This window comes from Desulfuromonas carbonis (genome assembly GCF_054658035.1).
Window position 1 is genome coordinate 680,673 of sequence record NZ_BAAHXR010000003.1, and the last position, 18,458, is coordinate 699,130.

At 63.9% G+C, this 18,458-nt stretch carries 19 protein-coding genes; 5 read left to right on the forward strand and 14 right to left on the reverse strand.

The annotated features are described in order from the left end of the window. Positions 1-3: 3 nt before the first annotated feature. The 13 genes from hisA to gluQRS all read right to left on the reverse strand — a co-directional run bounded on the left by hisA (position 4) and on the right by gluQRS (position 12,032). Positions 4-732 carry a 1-(5-phosphoribosyl)-5-[(5-phosphoribosylamino)methylideneamino]imidazole-4-carboxamide isomerase gene (hisA, locus tag ACYQ8E_RS10090; RefSeq protein ID WP_066728809.1) on the reverse strand — a complete coding sequence of 243 codons (729 nt, stop codon included), beginning with the start codon at positions 730-732 and terminating at the stop codon, positions 4-6. Between the two features lie 21 nt (positions 733-753). After that, complete coding sequence (gene hisH / locus ACYQ8E_RS10095; protein WP_066728812.1) at positions 754-1,383, reverse strand: imidazole glycerol phosphate synthase subunit HisH; 630 nt, start codon at positions 1,381-1,383, stop codon at positions 754-756. A gap of 1 nt (position 1,384) precedes the next feature. Continuing rightward, a complete protein-coding gene (hisB, locus tag ACYQ8E_RS10100) occupies positions 1,385-1,975 on the reverse strand; it encodes an imidazoleglycerol-phosphate dehydratase HisB (RefSeq protein WP_066728814.1) in 591 nt (196 codons plus the stop codon). An 85-nt stretch (positions 1,976-2,060) separates the two neighbouring features. Continuing rightward, a complete protein-coding gene (hisD, locus tag ACYQ8E_RS10105) occupies positions 2,061-3,353 on the reverse strand; it encodes a histidinol dehydrogenase (RefSeq protein WP_082820398.1) in 1,293 nt (430 codons plus the stop codon). 9 nt (positions 3,354-3,362) lie between these two features. Continuing rightward, positions 3,363-4,025 (reverse strand): ATP phosphoribosyltransferase, encoded by a 663-nt coding sequence (hisG, locus tag ACYQ8E_RS10110; RefSeq protein ID WP_066728823.1) that lies wholly within the window; start codon positions 4,023-4,025, stop codon positions 3,363-3,365. 28 nt (positions 4,026-4,053) lie between these two features. Next, positions 4,054-5,307 (reverse strand): UDP-N-acetylglucosamine 1-carboxyvinyltransferase, encoded by a 1,254-nt coding sequence (gene murA, locus ACYQ8E_RS10115; RefSeq protein WP_459860882.1) that lies wholly within the window; start codon positions 5,305-5,307, stop codon positions 4,054-4,056. Between the two features lie 34 nt (positions 5,308-5,341). After that, a complete protein-coding gene (gene prmC, locus ACYQ8E_RS10120; protein WP_459860884.1) occupies positions 5,342-6,190 on the reverse strand; it encodes a peptide chain release factor N(5)-glutamine methyltransferase in 849 nt (282 codons plus the stop codon). Positions 6,191-6,192: 2 nt separating this feature from the next. Further along, the gene (gene prfA / locus ACYQ8E_RS10125) at positions 6,193-7,260 is read right to left on the reverse strand and encodes a peptide chain release factor 1 (RefSeq protein ID WP_066728829.1); all 1,068 of its coding nucleotides are present in this window, start codon (positions 7,258-7,260) and stop codon (positions 6,193-6,195) included. 39 nt (positions 7,261-7,299) lie between these two features. Then, positions 7,300-7,986, reverse strand: a complete 687-nt coding sequence (gene thyX, locus ACYQ8E_RS10130; protein ID WP_066728831.1) for an FAD-dependent thymidylate synthase — start codon at positions 7,984-7,986, stop codon at positions 7,300-7,302. 188 nt (positions 7,987-8,174) lie between these two features. Continuing rightward, positions 8,175-8,378 (reverse strand): 50S ribosomal protein L31, encoded by a 204-nt coding sequence (gene rpmE, locus ACYQ8E_RS10135; protein ID WP_066728833.1) that lies wholly within the window; start codon positions 8,376-8,378, stop codon positions 8,175-8,177. Positions 8,379-8,487: 109 nt separating this feature from the next. Further along, positions 8,488-9,735, reverse strand: coding sequence for a transcription termination factor Rho (rho, locus tag ACYQ8E_RS10140; protein WP_066728839.1), 1,248 nt, complete (start codon positions 9,733-9,735; stop codon positions 8,488-8,490). Positions 9,736-10,150: 415 nt separating this feature from the next. Continuing rightward, complete coding sequence (locus ACYQ8E_RS10145; RefSeq protein WP_157471923.1) at positions 10,151-10,969, reverse strand: hypothetical protein; 819 nt, start codon at positions 10,967-10,969, stop codon at positions 10,151-10,153. Between the two features lie 136 nt (positions 10,970-11,105). Continuing rightward, positions 11,106-12,032 (reverse strand): tRNA glutamyl-Q(34) synthetase GluQRS, encoded by a 927-nt coding sequence (gene gluQRS, locus ACYQ8E_RS10150; RefSeq protein ID WP_066728844.1) that lies wholly within the window; start codon positions 12,030-12,032, stop codon positions 11,106-11,108. Between the two features lie 255 nt (positions 12,033-12,287). Between gluQRS and ACYQ8E_RS10155 the strand changes: the two genes are divergently transcribed. Together ACYQ8E_RS10155 and ACYQ8E_RS10160 are read left to right on the forward strand one after the other, a co-directional pair. After that, positions 12,288-12,662: a response regulator gene (locus tag ACYQ8E_RS10155; protein WP_066728845.1), complete on the forward strand. Its 375-nt coding sequence runs from the start codon at positions 12,288-12,290 to the stop codon at positions 12,660-12,662. Positions 12,663-12,761: 99 nt separating this feature from the next. Next, a complete protein-coding gene (locus tag ACYQ8E_RS10160) occupies positions 12,762-13,202 on the forward strand; it encodes an RrF2 family transcriptional regulator (RefSeq protein WP_066728846.1) in 441 nt (146 codons plus the stop codon). A 192-nt stretch (positions 13,203-13,394) separates the two neighbouring features. On the opposite strand, the gene ACYQ8E_RS10165 is transcribed toward ACYQ8E_RS10160, so the two are convergent. Further along, entirely contained in the window at positions 13,395-14,609 is a 1,215-nt protein-coding gene (locus ACYQ8E_RS10165; protein WP_066728847.1) for an ammonium transporter, read from the reverse strand. Between the two features lie 326 nt (positions 14,610-14,935). On the opposite strand from ACYQ8E_RS10165, the gene ACYQ8E_RS10170 reads away from it, so the two are divergent. The 3 genes from ACYQ8E_RS10170 (at position 14,936) to cysN (ending at position 18,451) form a co-directional block, all read left to right on the forward strand. Further along, positions 14,936-15,634, forward strand: coding sequence for a phosphoadenylyl-sulfate reductase (locus ACYQ8E_RS10170; protein ID WP_459860889.1), 699 nt, complete (start codon positions 14,936-14,938; stop codon positions 15,632-15,634). 50 nt (positions 15,635-15,684) lie between these two features. Further along, positions 15,685-16,590, forward strand: a complete 906-nt coding sequence (gene cysD, locus ACYQ8E_RS10175; RefSeq protein WP_066728857.1) for a sulfate adenylyltransferase subunit CysD — start codon at positions 15,685-15,687, stop codon at positions 16,588-16,590. Between the two features lie 85 nt (positions 16,591-16,675). Next, positions 16,676-18,451, forward strand: coding sequence for a sulfate adenylyltransferase subunit CysN (gene cysN, locus ACYQ8E_RS10180; RefSeq protein WP_459860891.1), 1,776 nt, complete (start codon positions 16,676-16,678; stop codon positions 18,449-18,451). Positions 18,452-18,458 lie beyond the last annotated feature (7 nt).

Consider the following 18,458-nt stretch of genomic DNA (forward strand, 5'->3'; position numbering starts at 1 on the left):
GTTCTATTGCCCCTTGGCGATTCTCACCGCCTCGCGCAGATCGAGGCTGCCGGTGTAGATCGCCTTGCCGGTGATCACCCCGGCGACCCCCTTGGCTTCGATTGCCAGCAGGTTGCGGATATCCTGCAGGCTGGAGACGCCGCCGCTGGCGATGACCGGGATGGAGATCGCCTCGGCAAGAGCCCCGGTCGCCTCGAGGTTCGGCCCCTGCAGCATGCCGTCGCGGGCGATGTCGGTATAGATGATCGCCGACACCCCCAGCCCCTCCATCTCGCGGGCGAGGTCGGTGGCCTTTTTTGCCGTCACTTCGGCCCAGCCGCGCACCGCCACCAGGCCGTCCTTGGCATCGATGCCGACGACGATATGACCGGGAAACTTCCGGCAGGCTTCCGCCACCAGGGCCGGGTTCTCCTTGGCGACGGTGCCGAGGATGACCCGATCGATCCCGAGGTCAAGATAAGCCTCGATCGTTGCCAGGTCGCGGATGCCGCCGCCGAGCTCGGTCGGGATGCTAATCGCCTTGACGATCGCCGCGATCGCCGCCTTGTTCTTCGGCACGCCGGCGAAAGCGCCGTCGAGATCGACGATGTGGAGGAGCTCTCCCCCCTGGTCCTGCCAGCTCCGGGCCTGGGCGCCGGGGTCGTCGCTGTAGACGGTGTCCTTTTCCATCAGCCCCTGTTCGAGTCGAACACAGCGGCCTTCCTTCAGGTCGATGGCGGGTATGACGAGCATTGCTTATCCTTCAGCTAGAAATTACATCGCGGCGAAGTTGCGCACGATCTCCAGCCCCACCCCCTGGCTCTTCTCGGGATGAAACTGGGTGGCCATGACATTCCCCTGCCAGACCGCGGCGCAGAAAGTGATCTCGCCGTAGGTCGCTTCCGCCGCCACCAGGGCCGGATCGTCGGGAATCGCGTAGTAGGAGTGCACGAAGTAGACGAAGCTTCCGTCTTCGATTCCCTGAAAAATCGGCGCGGGACGGCGGATCTGCAGATCGTTCCACCCCATGTGCGGCACCTTGAGCTCCTCGCCGTCCCGCTGCATGCCGGCGGGAAAACGCACCACCCTGCCGGGGATGATCCCGAGCCCCTGGTGGCGGCCGAACTCCTCGCTCTCGGTGAAGAGGAGCTGCAGGCCGACACAGATGCCGAGCAGCGGCTTACCGGCGGCGACATGGGCCTTGAGCGGCGCGACGAAACCGCCGGCGCGCAGGTTGCCGATGCAGTCGCGAAAGGCGCCGACGCCGGGGAGGACCAGCTTGTCGGCCCGGGCGATATCGGCCGGGTCGCTGCTCAGCTGGGCAGCATAACCGACCCGCTCGAAGGATTTCTGCGCCGAGCGCAGGTTGCCCATGCCGTAATCGATGATGACGATGTTGTCCATGCTACTCGAGTTTCCCCTTGCTGGAGAGGACCCCCTCGATGCGCGGGTCGAGCCCGCAGGCGTCATCGAGGGCCCGGGCGAAGGCTTTGAAGAGCGCCTCGATGATGTGGTGGAGATTGTCGCCATAGGCGAGGTTGGCGTGGATGTTCACGCCGCCGTGGTTGCAGAAGGCGGTGAAAAACTCCTCGACCAGTTCGACCTCGAAGTTGCCGACCTGGGCCTTGGGCAGGGGGACGTTGTAAACCAGAAACGGCCGGCCGGAGAAGTCGAGAACCACCGAGGCGAGGGCCTCGTGCATCGGCATCGTGCCGCGACCGTAACGGCGAATCCCCGCCTTGTCACCAAGCGCCTGCTTGAAGGCTTCGCCAAGACAAATCCCGACATCCTCCACGGTGTGGTGGGCGTCGATCTCCAGGTCGCCCCGGGCGGCGATGGTCAGGTCGAAGAAACCGTGGCGGGCGATCTGCGTCAGCATGTGATCGAAGAAGGGAACGCCGGTCTCGATGGCGCTCTCTCCCTTGCCGTCGAGACGCAACTCGATGCGGATCCTGGTCTCCTTGGTCTTGCGTTCGATGGTCGCGCTGCGGGACATAATTCCTCCAAAAGGCAATTTTGAATTTCGAATTTTGAATTCTGAATTAAATTCAAAATCTATAATTCAAAATTCAAAATTATCCTTAACTTTTCAGCCGCAAGGAGACCGACCGGGCATGGGCCGACAGCCCTTCCAGCTCGGCGATGCGCACGATCTCGTTCCCCAGCCGCTTGAGCCCCGCCCTTGAGAAGCTGACGATGCTCGATTTCTTGACAAAGTCGTCGACCGACAGCGGCGAGAAGAAGCGCGCGGTGCCCCCCGTCGGCAGAGTGTGGTTGGGCCCGGCGAGGTAGTCGCCGGCGGCCTCCGGGGTATGATGCCCCATGAAGATCGCCCCGGCATGACGGATCTGCGCCAGGATCTCGAAGGGATTGGCCACCGCCAATTCGAGGTGCTCGGGGGCGATGCGGTTGGAGAAGGCGATCGCCTCGTCGAGGTCGCGGGCGATAATCAACGCGCCGAAGGCATCGATCGACTGCCGGGCGATCCCCTGCCGCGGCAGCTGCGCCAGCTGCCGTTCAACCTCGGCCCGCACCTGCTCGGCAAACGCCGCGTCGGTGGTAATCAGCACCGAGGAGGCGAGCTCGTCATGCTCGGCCTGGCCGAGAAGATCGGCGGCGAGGTGGGCCGGACTGCCGCTGCCGTCATTGATAATCAGGATCTCGCTCGGCCCGGCGATCATGTCGATGTCGACGGCACCGAATACGAGCTGCTTGGCGGTGGCGACGTAGATATTGCCGGGACCGGTGATCTTGTCGACCTTGGGGACACTCTCGGTGCCATAGGCGAGGGCGGCGACCGCCTGGGCGCCACCGAGTTTGAAGATCCGGTCGACCCCGGCAAGGTGGGCCGCCGCCAGTACGTGGGGATTGACCTCGCCTCCGGGCATCGGCACCACCATGATCACTTCGCCAACACCAGCGACCCTGGCCGGCACCGCGTTCATCAGCACCGAGCTCGGGTAGGCGGCCTTGCCGCCAGGAACGTAGATGCCGACCCGGTCGAGGGGTCGCACCATCTGGCCGAGCAGGACGTCGTCTTCGTCGGTCGAGAGCCAGGTCTCCTGCTTCTGTTTGGCGTGAAAGGAGGCGATGCGCTCGGCGGCGAGGCGCAGCGCCGCCAGGTCGTCGGCAGCGACCGCGGCGATGGCGGCTTCGATCTCGGCGGCGGTCACCTCGATGCTGGCCGCGTCGAGTTCGAGGCGGTCAAAGCGGGCCGTGTATTCGAACAGGGCCGCGTCCCCCCGCTCGCGCACCGCGGCGAGAATGTCGCGGACGGTCTGTTCGACCCCGGCCGGCGGCGCGGCCCCGCGCTCGACGATCTTTTTCAGCGCCGCTTCGAACCCGGCATCGCTGAAACGCAGCAACTGGATCATGGCAACTCCCTATTGCGAAATCCGCACTTCGCTGTCGATCACCTGCTCCAGCCCCTCGATGATGCGGGTGATGCGCTGGTGCTTGGTCTTCAGACTGGCGCGGTTGACGATCAGCCGGGTGGTGATCTCGGCGATGGTCTCGACCTCGACCATGCCATTCTCCTTCAGGGTCGCACCGGTGGAGACGAGGTCGACGATCCGCTCGGCCAGCCCGACCAGGGGCGCCAGTTCGATGGAGCCGTAGAGCTTGATCAGCTCCACCTGGATCCCCTTGGCGGCGAAGAAGCGCTCGGTGACGTTGGGGTACTTGGTCGCCACCCGGATGTTCGACCAGTTGGCCGGGTCGGGCCGGTCGTGGAGCGCCTTCGGCTCGGCGACCACCATCCGGCAGTAGCCGAACTTGAGGTCGAGGGGTTCGTAGAGATCCTTCCCCTGTTCGAGGAGGGTGTCCTTGCCGACCACGCCGATGTCGGCACAGCCGTATTCGACGTAGGTCGGAACGTCGGTGGCGCGCACCGCCATGAAGCGGTACTTGTCCGCCCGGTTCTCGAAGACGAGTTTGCGGCTCCCCCCTTCCATCTCCGGGCAGGTGATGCCGATCTTGGCAAAGAGCGCCATCGAATCCTGCATGATGCGCCCTTTGGGCAGGGCGAAGGTAATGTAGTCGCTCATCTCCTGATCCTCGTCGCCGGGGGGCGGTTCAGGCCCGGACCCGCTCGATATCGGCGCCCAGTTGTTTGAGTTTGGTTTCGATCCGTTCGTAGCCGCGATCGAGATGGTAGATGCGCGCCACCTCGGTGGTGTTGTCCGCGGCGAGGCCGGCGAGAATCAGCGAGGCGCTGGCGCGCAGGTCGGTCGCCATCACCGGGGCGCCGGTCAGCCCCTTGACCCCCTTGACGGTGGCGCTGTGCCCCTCGATGCTGATATCGGCCCCCATCCGCTGCAGCTCGCAGACGTGCATGAAGCGGTTTTCGAAGACATTCTCGCTGATCACGCTCGTCCCCTGGCCGAGGGTCATCAGCGCCATGAACTGGGCCTGCATGTCGGTCGGGAAGCCGGGATGGGGATGGGTCTTGATATTGACCGACTCGATCCGGCGCGGTCCCTTGACCCGCAAGCCGCCGCTCTCTTCGACAATCTCGGCGCCGGCGTCGCGCAGCTTGGCGATCAGCGCCTCAAGGTCACTGGCCACGGCTCCGGTCACCTTGACGTCGCCGCGGGTGATGGCGGCGGCGACCATGAAGGTGCCGGCCTCGATCCGGTCGGGCATCACCGCGTAATCGAGGGGACGCAAATCCTCGACCCCCTCGATGGTCACGGTGTCGCTGCCGGCGCCGCTAATCCGCGCCCCCATGGCATTGAGCGCATTGGCAAGATCGACGATCTCCGGCTCGCAGGCGGCGTTTTCAAGGATGGTCGTCCCCTTGGCGAGGGTGGCCGCCATCATCAGGTTTTCGGTGCCGCCGACGGTCGGGAGATCGAAATAGATCCGGGCGCCGTGGAGGCGTTTGGCGCGCGCCTCGACGTAGCCGTGATCGAGGACGATCTTCGCCCCCATCGCCTCGAACCCCTTGAGGTGCAGGTTGATCGGCCGGGCGCCGATGGCACAGCCGCCGGGGAGACTGACGCGGGCCTCGCCATGGCGGGCGAGCAGCGGGCCGAGAACGAGGACCGAGGCGCGCATGGTCCGCACCAGCTCATAGGGCGCCTCGATACTCATGATGGCGTCGGCGCCGACCGTGAAAAGCCCGTCAGCGCGCTCCACCGTCGCTCCGAGGGTGGTCAAGAGCTCGGCGACGGTATCGATATCCCGCAATTGCGGCACATTGGCGAGCCGGTGCCGCCCCGGCGCCAGCAGGGTAGCAAACAATAGCGGCAGGGCGGCATTCTTGGCCCCGCTGATCAGGACTTCACCCTTGAGCCGCTGCCCGCCGTGAATGACGATCTTGTCCAATTAGATAACTCCGTTTGCTGAAACCAGGCCTGCTCTAAATGTGCCTGCCGCCCACCACCCGCGGGATGCCGGCATAGTCAGCTCGGCAAAAGAGCTCGCCGAGACCGGCTGCCGCCAGCAGTTCCTGCACCGCAGGCGCCTGCCCGGCGCCGACCTCAACCAGCAGCCACCCGCCCGGCACCAGCAGCTTTGATGCCTGCCGGGCGAGGGCCCGATAGGCGTCGAGGCCGTCGCTGCCGCCATCCAGGGCGAGCTGCGGTTCAAAGTCCCTGACCTCGGGCATCAGGCCGGCGAGGTCGGTCGCTGCAATATAGGGCGGGTTGGCGACCACCAGGTCGAACTCGCCATCCGCCAGCGCGTGCAGGTCGCCCGGGGTGAAAGTCACCCGTTCGGCGACGCCGTTGACCCGCGCGTTCTCCGCCGCGAGGAGGAGCGCTTCCTTCGAGATATCGACCGCCGCCACCCGGGCGGCGGGGAGCTCATGGGCCAGGGCCACGGCAATCGCACCGCTGCCGGTACCGACATCGAGGATACGGGCCGCCGGCGTGGCCCGGGCCAGCGCCTCTTCGACCAGCACTTCGGTATCGGGACGGGGAACCAGAACCGCCGGCCCAACACGAAACGGCAGCGACCAGAACTCGGCGCGGCCAAGGATATACTGCAGCGGTTCGCGCCGCGCCCGGCGACCGACCCGCTGCCGGAAATCGGTCAGTTCGGCCGCATTCAGCGGCCGGTCAAAGTTGAGATAAAGCCCGACCCGATCGAGCTGCAGCAGGTCGGCGAGGAGCAGTTCGGCGTCGAGGCGGCCGTTGTCGATACCGCGCTCGGCCAGGTAGCCGCTGGTCCACTTGAGGATCTTGAGAACCGTCCAGGACTCCGCCAAGCTCAAGCCTCCTGGCTGGAGAGGGCCGCCGCCTGGGCGCTGGTTGCCAGGGCTTCGATCAGCTCGTCGATCTCCCCCGCCATGATCGCTTCGAGACGGTAGAGGGTGAGCCCGATGCGGTGATCGGTACAGCGTCCCTGGGGGAAATTGTAGGTCCGGATCCGCTCGCTGCGGTCACCGCTGCCGACCTGACTCTTGCGGTCAGCGGCCTGTTTGGCGGTGGCCGCCGCCTGCATGGTGTCGAGGATGCGCGACTTGAGGACCTTCATCGCCTTCGCCTTGTTCTTGTGCTGGGATTTCTCGTCCTGGCAGGAGACCACCGTCCCGGTCGGCAGGTGGGTGATGCGCACTGCCGACTCGGTCTTGTTGACATGCTGCCCGCCGGCGCCGGAGGCGCGATAGACGTCGATGCGCAGCTCGCTCGGGTCGATCTCCAGCTCGACATCCTCGGCTTCGGGGAGGACGGCGACGGTACAGGCCGAGGTGTGAATCCGCCCCTGGGCTTCGGTCGCCGGCACCCGCTGCACGCGATGGGTGCCACTCTCGAACTTGAGCCGTGAATAGACCCGGTCACCGCTGATCAGCGCGATGACCTCCTTGAAGCCGCCACTGTCCGATTCGGAGGCGCTCATCAGTTCAACGCGCCACCCCTGGCGATCGGCATAGCGGGAATACATGCGGAAGAGGTCGGCGGCAAAGAGGGAGGCCTCCTCGCCGCCGGTACCGGCACGGATTTCGAGAATGATATTCTTGGCGTCGTTGGGATCCTTCGGCAGCAGCAGCAGGGTCAGCTCCCGCTCCAGTTCCTCCTGGCGCGCTTCCAGACCCGGCAGCTCGGCCCGGGCCAGCTCCCGCATTTCGGGATCACTATCCCGCAGCAGCTCGCGGTTGCCGGCCACATCCTCGACCACCTTGCAGTAAGCGCGGTAGGTTTCCACCACCTCGCTCAGCTCGGCGTGCTCGCGGGTCAGGGCCCGGAATTTTTCCTGGTTGGCGACCACTCCGGGGCTGGAGAGGAGTCCCTCCACTTCCCGGAAACGGTCGACGACTTCTTCGAGTTTTTGAAACATGTTCCGCCAGCGGAGCCCGGGGACTCCGCGAAAAGAGACTCAGAGTGCGCCAAACTCACTGCGCACCGCGCTGATGGCGCCACAGGTCATAGCCCCCTCCGGACAGGGGCCGTTGAGGCAGCCGGGGCCGGCCGTGGCAAAGAGGAGCGGTGCCGCCTGCCGGGCCAGGCGCAACATCTGGATCGCTAGGTCACGGATTTCCCACTGGGCGCGGCGGCAGCAGCGCAGCTCGAAAAAGTGCACCAGCTCACGGGCATTCATGGTCACCACGATCTTGGTGGTGGCCGCGTTGGGAAGGACGAAGCGGGCGTCCTCCGCCGGGATACCCGCTGCGAGCAGCTCCCGGTAGAGGGCATGCACCTCGTCCAGCAGAGCGGTGTAACGCGCCGTCAATTCGGGGTGGGCAGCGATCGAGGGCGGAGTCACCGCATCGAAGCGTTCCTTGTGGGAGACGTAGCGCTGGCTCTGCTGGGAGTAGGAGGCGAGACGGTGGCGCACCAGTTGATGGGAGCAGGCGCGGCTGATCCCTTCGACGCCGAAGGTGAAGGCCGCGTGCTCGAGGACCGAAAGATGCCCCAGGCCGAGAATCTTCCGCAGCAGCGCTTCCTGCTCGGAGCGGTCCTTGGCCAGCAACTGGTCGATCCCCGCCGCCGAATAGCAGAGCCGGGCAGCGGCGGCGACGACCCGTTCCGGGTCGGGGGTATGGGTCAACAGCTGGACGTTCATTTCTGGAACCTTCTGCTGTCGAAGGGCAAAAGAGCGGACCGGACCGATAAAACGGCAAGAGCCGGTCGACGCCTAGGCGCCCGCCGGCTGCTCCTGATTCCGCGACGACGACGGATCGTCCCGGCGATGGCGTCGTGATGACAGAGAAAAAAGACGGCCCCGGAGGGCCGTCTCCAGTGACAGATTGGTTATTTCTGCTCGTAGCGCTTGCGGAAACGCTCGATCCGGCCGGCGGTGTCCATCAGCTTCTGCTTGCCGGTGAAGAACGGATGGCAGGCACTGCAGATCTCGGTGTTGACTTCACCGCTCTTGGTCGAACGGGTTTCGATGACGTTGCCGCAGTGACACTTGATGGTCACGTCCTGGTACTTGGGGTGGATTCCTTCTTTCATGGTCGTCTCCTTATGCCTGGTTCTGTACAGGCAACCTTATTGGGTGTCGCGGGAAAGAAGCTTTTTAGCACGAACGGCGCGGGGATGCAACAGCTTTTCCAGACCCTGCTCAGCGGTTCATCGAGTCGAGGAACTCCTGGTTGGTTTTGGTTTCGCCAAGCTTGTCGAGGAGGAACTCCATGCTGTCGACCACGTTCATCGACGAGAGGACCTTGCGCAGCAGCCAGATGCGCTGCAGGGAGACCTTGTCGATCAGCAGCTCTTCGCGGCGGGTCCCCGACTTGTTGATGTCGATAGCGGGGAAGGTGCGCTTCTCGACCAGGCGCCGGTCGAGGTGCAGCTCGGAGTTGCCGGTCCCCTTGAACTCTTCGAAGATGACTTCGTCCATCTTGCTGCCGGTATCGATCAGGGCGGTGGCGATAATCGTCAGGCTCCCCCCTTCCTCGATGTTGCGGGCCGCACCGAAAAAGCGCTTCGGCTTGTGCAGGGCGTTGGAATCGACGCCGCCGGAGAGAATCTTGCCGGACGGTGGCACCACGGTATTGTAGGCGCGCGCCAAGCGGGTGATCGAATCGAGGAGGATGACGACGTCCCGCTTGTGCTCGACCAGCCGCTTCGCCTTCTCGATCACCATCTCGGCGACCTGGACGTGGCGGGTAGCTGGCTCGTCGAAGGTCGAGGAGATCACCTCGCCGTTGACGCTGCGCTGCATGTCGGTCACCTCTTCCGGCCGCTCGTCGATCAGCAGCACGATCAGGTAGACCTCCGGATGGTTGGCGGTGATCGAGTTGGCGATATTCTGGATCAGCATGGTCTTGCCGGTGCGCGGCGGGGCGACGATCAGCGCCCGCTGCCCCTTGCCGACCGGGGCGACCAGGTCGATGACCCGGGCCGAAAGGTTGTCGTGGGTCGTCTCCAGATGCAGACGCTCTTCCGGGTAGAGCGGGGTGAGGTTGTCGAAGAGGGTCTTTTCGCGGGCGACAGCCGGATCCTCGAAGTTGACCTCGGAAACCTTGAGCAGGGCAAAATAACGCTCCCCTTCCTTGGGCGGCCGGATCTGGCCGGAGACGGTATCACCGGTCTTCAGGTTGAAGCGGCGGATCTGGGAAGGTGAAACGTAGATATCGTCGGGACCCGGCAGGTAGTTGGCATCGGGTGCCCGCAGGAAACCGAAGCCATCGGGGAGGATCTCCAGCACACCTTCGCCGAAGATCGCGCCATTCTTCTCGGCGGTGGCGGCGAGAATGGCGAAGATCAGGTCCTGCTTGCGCATGCCGGCAGCCCCTTCGATCTTCAGGTCCTTGGCCAAAACGGCCAGGTCGGTGGCCTTCTTTTCCTTCAGGTCCTTGAGGTTCATGTTCTCTCCTCGGCTCGTCTCAGAGCCGGTAGCAGCCCGGGCATGCCCGTGGGGTTGGCAGCCCGGGGGCCGGCAACCGGGCAGGATCGGGTCCGGTGTTGCGAAATCCTTGGTTGATTTTCAGATGGCTGTCTGGAATGGTCGAATGGGGTTTCCCCGTCAGGGACTAACCGCAGCTGCCTCAGGAGAATTGCCGCCCGCGCCGAAGGGCGCAGTCCTGGAAGGTGCTGCGGGTATTAACCTTTTTATTGGGCAAGAACGCAGGGATCGTCGAAAGGCTGGTCTGACAAAACGATCAAATCAGGAGTGAAGTCCGGGCAATGGTCCTCTATCTACGCCCTTTATTAAACATTGTCAACCCCTTTATGGCCCGGGCCGGCAAGAAAACTTCCGGTCCGGGCCATAGATAGGTGCATCACTTCGCCGCTGGCGCAGTCCCCCGGGCAGGGGCGAACTGGTCGAGCAGACCGGGGGTCAGGGCGCTGGTCAGGCGATCGAAGAGCTCCTTGTAGCGCTGCGACAGGGTGCTTTTGAAGAGCAGGCCCGAATCGCGCCGCGCCAGGATCCGCTCGAGACCGGCGACCGAGACGAAACGCAGTCGCACCTGCTCGCTGGCGTTGTAAAAGGCCTCGTCGAAGTCGGGGTATTGCAGATCGAGGAAAGCGCTGTCTGTCCCGCCATTGGTCCAGGCGATGGCGCCGGAGGGGAGTACGACCGCGGCGCTGGCCAGGATCATATTGTAGTCCGCCTGCAGGAAGTTGAGACTCGACCGGTCCCGGTCCCAGCGTTTCTCGTTACGCACCACCCCGTTGAGAATTACGACGAGGATGCCATCAACGGCGTTACGCCGGCAAAGCTCACCAACGGCACCAGGGGCAAAGAGGTAACTGCGATGGAACTGGGACCCCTTGCCATCGATGGTACTCTCAACCACCAGGCTGGAGAAGAGCGCGCGCGGGTCGCCGGGGACTTCCCGCACATCAAAATAGCCCTTCCCTTCCCGCAGTGCTTCGACCAGCCACGGGCTCTTCCCCGCGTTCTGGCGCGCCAGAAGGTCAAGGACCGCCTCCCGCTCCGGGTGCAGGATCGTCGATTGATCGTCGAGCAGCAGCGGGACCACCCCGAGCGTCTTGACCTGCTGGCGGTAAGCCTCTGGAGCCAGTTTGTAACTTCCCTTGGCACAGCCGGCGAGCGGGAGGAGTACCACCAATAACCACAACAGCTTTCGACCCATGGTCAAATCTCCATTCTTGCGACGAGTTCAGGAATTGCCGGTTTGGCGGCCACGGCTCCGCCGCTCAGCAAGTCAGTCCTCTCTCCCATACCAGAAAATCTCCGGTAACGCCAGCACCGAACAGCAAGGGCCCTGCTCAGCACCATCCCGGAATCCCCCTGGCACTGCCTGCGGCAACCGGCACCCGGTCGAGACTGAAGTTGGCCACCCCCCAGGCGAGAAGTTCCCGCGGCGGAGCCTGGGCCAGTTCGGGCGGGGGCGTCTGGCCGAGGAATTCGAGGACCAGCGCCAGCAGCTCCCCCCCGGAAACGGAACCGGGGGCGAGACTGGCGCCGTGGCGCTTGCTCAGTTTTTCGCCGTCACTCCCCAGGGCCAGCGGCAGGTGGATGTAGCGGGGCAACGAGTTCCCCAGGCAGCTGTGCAGATAGATCTGGCGCGGCGTGGAAGCGAGGAGGTCGGCACCCCGCACCACCTGGTTGACCCCGGCGGCGGCATCGTCCACCACCGCGGCCAGCTGGTAGGCAAAGATCCCGTCAGCGCGGCGCAGGATGAAGTCGCCGACAGCGTCGGCGAGGCGCTGCTCCTGGTGGCCGCAGAGCCCATCCTGGAAGGTGACCAGGGTGGCCGGAACCCGCAACCGCTCGGCCCGTGGTTGCCGCCCGGGCGGGAGCCCCTCGCGGCAGGTGCCGGGGTAGACCGGCCCATCTTCGCCGGGATGGGGGGCGCTGGCGAGAATTTCGCGGCGCGAACAGCCGCAGGCATAGACCAGTCCCTGCTGCTGCAGGCGGGCCAGCGCCTCGGCATAAGCCTCGGTGCGACGGCTCTGCCACACCACCGCGCCGTCCCAGGTCAGGCCGAGGGCCTCCAGATCCCGCATGATGCCATCGGCCGCCCCGGCCACGACCCGCGGCGCATCGAGGTCCTCGATCCGCAACAGCCAGCGCCCCGCAGCCTGCCGCGCCAGACAGTAGCTGCCGACAGCAGCAACCAGCGAGCCGAAATGGAGGGGCCCGGTGGGGCTCGGCGCGAAACGACCGACAATGCCGGGGGGAATTTTCACCATCAATTTCTCTTCACCAACAAAACGCCTCTTCACCCTGCAAAAAAACTTGCCGGGCGCCATTTCCCGGGAGGAACCGGTCAAAACCGCGGCGAGGGTCAGGATTGTGATTCATTTTTGGTTAAAAATTTTTCCTTTGACTTCCTCTCCCCGGTCGCTAGAATCAAAAAGCAAAAACGGCGTTATACATTTTGGAGAGGGTCCACGTAATCTTTAGATTTACGACCGGTCCCATCCTGCAGAAAGCATGAGGCAGAAGTGACAAGTCAGCGTATCATCGTCATTGACGACAGCAAACTGGTCCTCGCGGTCGCATCCGACGCCCTGGAGGCCGCAGGCTATGAAGTGATCACCACCGATTCGGGGATTGACGCCAACCGGTTCATCTATGGCACCCCGCGACCGGACCTGATTCTCATCGACGTCATGATGCCACTGCTCAACGGCGATCGCAAGGTGCGTCTGCTCAAGCAGCGGGAAGCCAGCAGCAAGATCCCCATCGTCCTGATGTCAACCAAATCCCGCGACGAACTGGCCGATCTGGCCCGTGAGTCCGGGGCGGACGCCTTCATCCAGAAACCGTTCGACGGCAAGTCGCTGGTTCGGCAGGTACGGCAGCTGCTGCCCTCCTGATGCCCGGCTAAAAAGACCCGAATCGTCCTTTTCCGTTGACAAATCTGCTGCGGCCGGCTATCTACATTACTCCTGAAGTCATCTTTAGGGAGGTCTGCCTTGCTGATTACCCGTGCCACCGAATACGCCATCCGCGCCATCCTCTACCTCGCCAAGCAGCCGCGCGGGGAGATTGTCTTCAAAAAAGACATCTGCCAGACCCAGGACATCACCCCGGCCTTTCTCACCAAGATTCTCCAGCCGCTGATCAAGCTCGGGATCGTCGGCTCGCAGCGGGGTGTCGGTGGGGGCTTCTACCTGCTCAAGGATCCCGCCGAAGTCACCCTCCTCGATATTGTCAAGGCCGAAGAGGGGCCCCTCTATCTGAACCAGTGCCTGAGCCGTGAGGGCTCCTGCGAACGGGACGTTTTCTGCCCGGTGCATGGCGCCTGGCGTGAAGTCCGCACCGAATTTTTGAATATTCTCGGCCGCTACAGCTTTTCCTACCTGATCGAGCAGGAGATCAAGAACCTCGACCAGCTGGCCCGGCGCGGCCGGTAGCAGGACGTTCCAGCTGCAACCAGCAACGGCCATGCCCCCCCGAGGAGGCATGGCCGTTGTCGTTCTTGCCGAAAAATACCCTGGATACCAGGAGGGCCGGCCATCCAGGGCGAAGGGGAAGCGGCGTCCCGCTCCCGTTGAATCATAATTCTTGATTTTCACTATAGCGCGACCCAGGCGGTCGTCAAGGCGCTAGCGCACGTAATCTTCCGGATAGGCGTGAATCTGGTGAATCGCCAGGTCGGGGCCGGCGTATTGGGCTTCGTCCGAGAGCCGATAGCCGAAGAAGCGCGAAATCAGGAAATAGACCAGGCCACCGGTCCCCAGAGCGTAGACCACGGCCAGAAGACTTCCGGCGAATTGGGCCAGGAAACTCACCCCACCAAGTCCGCCGAAGAGGCTCTGGCCGAAGATGCCGGCGCTGATCCCTCCCCAGGTGCCGATCATGCCGTGGAGCGGCCAGACCCCGAGGACATCGTCGATCTTCAGTTTCTCCTGCTCCCACTGGAAACCGTAGACAAAGATCAGCGAACCGATCCCGCCCATCAAGAAGGCCGCCAGAGGATGGACCAGGTCCGAACCGGCGCAGATGGCAATCAGCCCGGCCAGGGCGCCGTTGTGGACAAAGCCCGGGTCATTCTTGCTGGCGACGAGGGCGAAGAGGACGCCACCAACCATGGCGAGGAGGGAGTTGACGGCGACCAGTCCGGAGATCCCTTCCAGGCTCTGGGCGCTCATGACATTGAAACCGAACCAGCCGACCGCCAGGATCCAGCTGCCGAGGGCGAGGAAGGGGATATTGCTGATCGGGATCGGCTGACTGCGGCGTCCCACGAACCGCCCGAGGCGGGGACCGAGGATCAGGACCGCGGGGAGGGCGAGCCAACCGCCCATCGAGTGGACCACGACGCTACCGGCAAAATCGTGAAACGGCGCCCCGCACCAGCGCTGGAAGAGCCCCTGCAGCCCGGCGCTGTTCTGCCCCCAGATAAAGGATTCGAAGAGCGGATAGGTGATGCCGACGAAAATCGCCCCGGCGACGACCTGGGGCCAGAAGCGGGCCCGCTCGGCAATCCCGCCGGAGATGATCGCCGGGATGCAGGCGGCGAAACAGAGGAGAAAGAAGAACCGGACCAGTTCCAACCCCTGGTTGTCGCCGAGCAGGCCGGCGGCGGGATGATAGAAGTGGATGCCGTAGGCGATCGGGTAGCCGATCAGGAAGTAGACGACTGTCGAGACCGACCAGTCGCAGAGGATCTTGACAAAGGCGTTGACCTGGCTCTTCTTGCGCACGGTCCCGACTTCGAGAAAGGCAAAGCCGGCGTGCATGGCAAAGACCATGACCGCACCGAGGAGCAGGAACAACACATCGCCGCCATGGCGCAACGATACGATTGCAGACTCCATTGTCTACAGACCTCCTTTTCCGGGTTTCCCGCAGCGCCGTTGCCGCGGGCAAGCAGGGTCCTTTCTTCAATCTCCGTGCCCGATTGCAAACGGCGGAAAAACGCGGGTATCGGTCTGCCGGGCCACCCCCGCTGCCAAAAGTCCGGGCACCTCTGCCCACAATTTCAGCACCCCCAAAACCATCGTAAGTTACCGTTGTTTTACAACAACAAAAAATAACACCATTTTTATTGTTTTTAATTTTTTTATTCTTGACCATTTTAATTGTTTTGGCTTATCCATAGAACTTGGCCCCCTTATCGTCCCCCTCCTGTCCGGAGCCCGAAATGTCTCTTCACAGCCGACCATCAGAAAACGCACCCGAGCAGCGGGCCGGAGCCATCCTGGCCGCCGGCCTCAAGGCGGCAGCACCGGTCAGCCTGGCCTGCTCCTTCAGCATCGAGGACGTGGTGGTGATCGACCTGATCCGCCACGCCGGTCTCGAAACCGGCTTCTTCGCCCTCGACACCGGGCGACTTAACGAGGAGACCTACGAGGTGGCGGAAGCGATCGTCGAGCGCTACGGCATCAGCATCGACTGGTACTTCCCGGAGCGGACCGCCGTGGAGCAACTGGAACGGGAAAAAGGTCTCTTCTCCTTTCGCGAAAGCCTCGACAACCGCCATGAGTGCTGCCAGATCCGCAAGGTTGAACCTTTGCGGCGGGCCCTGGCCGGCCTCGGCGGCTGGATCACCGGCCTGCGCCGGGAGCAGAGCGTCACCCGCGCAGATCTGGAAGCCATCGAAGTCGATGCCGCCAATGGCGGCCTGCTCAAGATCAGCCCGCTCCTCGACTGGAGCAGCGCCGAGGTCTGGGAATATGCGGAGGCACGGCACCTCCCGGTCAATCGGCTCCACCGCCAGGGGTATCCCTCCATCGGCTGCGCCCCCTGCACCCGGGCGATAGAGCCAGGGGAAAGCCCGCGCGCCGGGCGCTGGTGGTGGGAGGATCCGGAGCACAAGGAATGCGGACTGCACCGGAAATAGCAGCCAACAACGAAGAATAAGGGCAGGAACTGGAAAAGAGAGGACCGTCGATGAAGATCAAGATGACCCATTTGCGCCAGCTCGAGGCGGAAAGCATCCACATCCTGCGCGAGGTCGTCGCCGAGTTCGAGAACCCGGTGATGCTCTACTCGGTGGGGAAGGACTCGGCGGTGATGCTGCATCTGGCGCGAAAGGCCTTCTTCCCGGCGCGCCCCCCCTTCCCGCTGCTGCACGTCGACACCACCTGGAAGTTCCGGGAGATGATCGAGTTTCGCGATCGGATGGCGCGGGAGGCGGGCTTCGATCTGCTGGTCCACATCAACGAGGAAGGGGTCAACGAGGGGGTCTCCCCCTTTTCCCACGGCAGCACCCTCTACACCGACATCATGAAGACCGAAGGACTCAAGCAGGCCCTCGACAAGTACCGCTTCGACGCCGCCTTCGGCGGCGCCCGGCGTGACGAGGAGAAGTCGCGGGCCAAAGAGCGGATTTTCTCCTTCCGCAGCGAGAACCACCGCTGGGACCCGAAGAACCAGCGCCCCGAACTCTGGAACATCTACAACGCCCGGGTAAAAAAGGGGGAGAGCATCCGCGCCTTTCCCCTCTCCAACTGGACCGAGCTCGACGTCTGGCAATACATCTACCTGGAGCAAATCCCCATCGTCCCCCTCTACTACGCGGCCATGCGGCCGGTGGTGAAGCGGGACGGCATACTGATTATGGTCGACGACGAGCGCCTGCAACTGCGCCCCGGCGAAAAGGTCGAGATGAAATCGGTGCGCTTTCGCACCCTCGGTTGTTACCCGCTGACCGGCGCGGTGGAATCGAGCGCTGCGACCCTGCCGGAGATCATCCAGGAGATGCTGCTGACCCGCACCTCCGAGCGCCAGGGGCGCCTGATCGACCATGACCAGGCCGGAAGCATGGAGAAGAAGAAGCAGGAAGGATATTTCTAAGGGCAATTTTGAATGTTGAATTCTGGATTTTGAATTTAATTCGAAATTCAAAATTCATAATTTCCGTAATCGGAGATTACAAAAAATGAGTCACCAGTCCGAACTGATCGCCAGCGACATCCAGGCCTATCTCAAGTCCCAGGAGGAGAAGGGGCTGCTGCGCTTTATCACCTGCGGCAGCGTCGACGACGGCAAGAGCACCCTGATCGGCCGGATGCTGTGGGATTCGAAACTGATCTTCGAGGACCAGCTGGCGGCGCTGGAGGCCGACAGCAAGCGGGTCGGCACCCAGGGGGAGGCGATCGACTACGCCCTGCTCCTCGACGGCCTGCAGGCCGAGCGCGAGCAGGGGATCACTATCGATGTCGCCTACCGTTACTTCTCCACCGACCGGCGCAAGTTCATCGTCGCCGACACCCCCGGTCACGAGCAGTACACCCGCAACATGGTGACCGGCGCCTCCACCGCCCAGGTAGCGGTGATCCTCATCGATGCCCGCAAGGGAATCCTGACCCAGACCCGGCGCCACAGCTACCTGGTTTCGCTGGTCGGCATCCGCCACGTGGTCCTGGCGATCAACAAGATGGATCTGGTCGGTTACGACGGCGAACGCTTTGCCGGGATCGTACGCGATTACGAGGTCTTTGCCGCCGGTCTCGGCTTCGACCAGGTTGCCGCCATTCCGATTTCGGCCCTCAAGGGGGACAACGTCCTGACCCGCAGCGATCGCACCCCCTGGTATCAGGGGCCGCCCCTGCTCGAGTTCCTAGAGCAGGTTGAGGTGGCGGATACCGCGCTGCGCAAACCCTTCCGGATGCGGGTGCAATGGGTCAACCGTCCCCACCTCGACTTCCGCGGCTACTGCGGCACCGTCGCCTCCGGGGTGGTGCGCCCCGGCGACGAACTGGTGGTTGCCGCCTCCGGGCAGACCAGCAAAATAGCGCGCATCGTCACCCTGGACGGCGACCTCGACGAGGCGGTGGCCGGCCAGGCGGTCACCCTGACCCTGGCCGACGAACTCGACATCAGCCGCGGTGATACCCTGGCCGCGGCCTCCGATCGCCCCTACCAGGAGGATGGCTTCGAGGCCAAGCTGGTCTGGCTGCACGAGGAGCCCCTGGTGCCCGGACGCAGCTACCTGCTCAAAGCCGGCGCCGCCACCACGCCGGCAAGGGTCCGACAGCTGCGCTTCAAGGTCAATGTCAACAGCCTGCAGCAGGAAGCGGGGGAGGCCCTCGCTCTCAACGAGGTCGGCATCTGCAACATCACCCTCGACCGGCTGATCGCCTTCGACTCCTACCGGGAGAATCGCGGCACCGGCAACTTCATCCTCATCGATCGGCAGACCAACGCCACGGTCGGCGCCGGCATGATCCATCAGCCGCTCCTCGCCGGGGTTGGCGAGCACTGGTCGGCGCTGGCGCTCGACCGCGCCGCCCTCGCCCGCCAGAAGGACCAGGTCCCCGGGGTCCTCTGGTTCAGCGCTGCCGAAGCGGCCAAGGCCGAGCAGTTGGCGAGCCTGGTCGCAAAACGGCTTTACGCCCGCGGCCGCCATGTCTTTCTGCTCGGCTCTCACGCCGTCGGCCGGTCGCAGAAACAGGGCGACCGGACCTCCCCGGACCGGCTCGGCGCCGACGCGAGGTTGCTGGTCGAGGCCGGGCTGATCGTCCTCGCCCCGCTCCCCGCAGCGCCGGCCGGAGGGCGCCAAGCGATCCTTTCCTCCCTTGCGCCGGCAGACTGCCGTGAAGTCTGCATCGGCGCTCTGCCCGAGGCCACGGAAGGCCCCTGGGGGCAGTTTCCGGTCGCGGAGGAGATTACCGCCGAACTGGCCGAGCAGGTGGTACGGCAGCTCTTTCCCTGAGTTGGCT

Coding starts and splice junctions, on each gene's coding strand:
- hisA (WP_066728809.1), bottom strand. CDS start 732: ATGCTCGTCATACCCGCCATCGACCTGAAGGAAGGCCGCTGTGTTCGA.
- hisH (WP_066728812.1), bottom strand. CDS start 1,383: ATGGACAACATCGTCATCATCGATTACGGCATGGGCAACCTGCGCTCG.
- hisB (WP_066728814.1), bottom strand. CDS start 1,975: ATGTCCCGCAGCGCGACCATCGAACGCAAGACCAAGGAGACCAGGATC.
- hisD (WP_082820398.1), bottom strand. CDS start 3,353: ATGATCCAGTTGCTGCGTTTCAGCGATGCCGGGTTCGAAGCGGCGCTG.
- hisG (WP_066728823.1), bottom strand. CDS start 4,025: ATGAGCGACTACATTACCTTCGCCCTGCCCAAAGGGCGCATCATGCAG.
- prfA (WP_066728829.1), bottom strand. CDS start 7,260: ATGTTTCAAAAACTCGAAGAAGTCGTCGACCGTTTCCGGGAAGTGGAG.
- thyX (WP_066728831.1), bottom strand. CDS start 7,986: ATGAACGTCCAGCTGTTGACCCATACCCCCGACCCGGAACGGGTCGTC.
- rpmE (WP_066728833.1), bottom strand. CDS start 8,378: ATGAAAGAAGGAATCCACCCCAAGTACCAGGACGTGACCATCAAGTGT.
- rho (WP_066728839.1), bottom strand. CDS start 9,735: ATGAACCTCAAGGACCTGAAGGAAAAGAAGGCCACCGACCTGGCCGTT.
- ACYQ8E_RS10145 (WP_157471923.1), bottom strand. CDS start 10,969: ATGGGTCGAAAGCTGTTGTGGTTATTGGTGGTACTCCTCCCGCTCGCC.
- gluQRS (WP_066728844.1), bottom strand. CDS start 12,032: ATGGTGAAAATTCCCCCCGGCATTGTCGGTCGTTTCGCGCCGAGCCCC.
- ACYQ8E_RS10165 (WP_066728847.1), bottom strand. CDS start 14,609: ATGGAGTCTGCAATCGTATCGTTGCGCCATGGCGGCGATGTGTTGTTC.
- ACYQ8E_RS10170 (WP_459860889.1), top strand. CDS start 14,936: ATGTCTCTTCACAGCCGACCATCAGAAAACGCACCCGAGCAGCGGGCC.
- cysD (WP_066728857.1), top strand. CDS start 15,685: ATGAAGATCAAGATGACCCATTTGCGCCAGCTCGAGGCGGAAAGCATC.
- cysN (WP_459860891.1), top strand. CDS start 16,676: ATGAGTCACCAGTCCGAACTGATCGCCAGCGACATCCAGGCCTATCTC.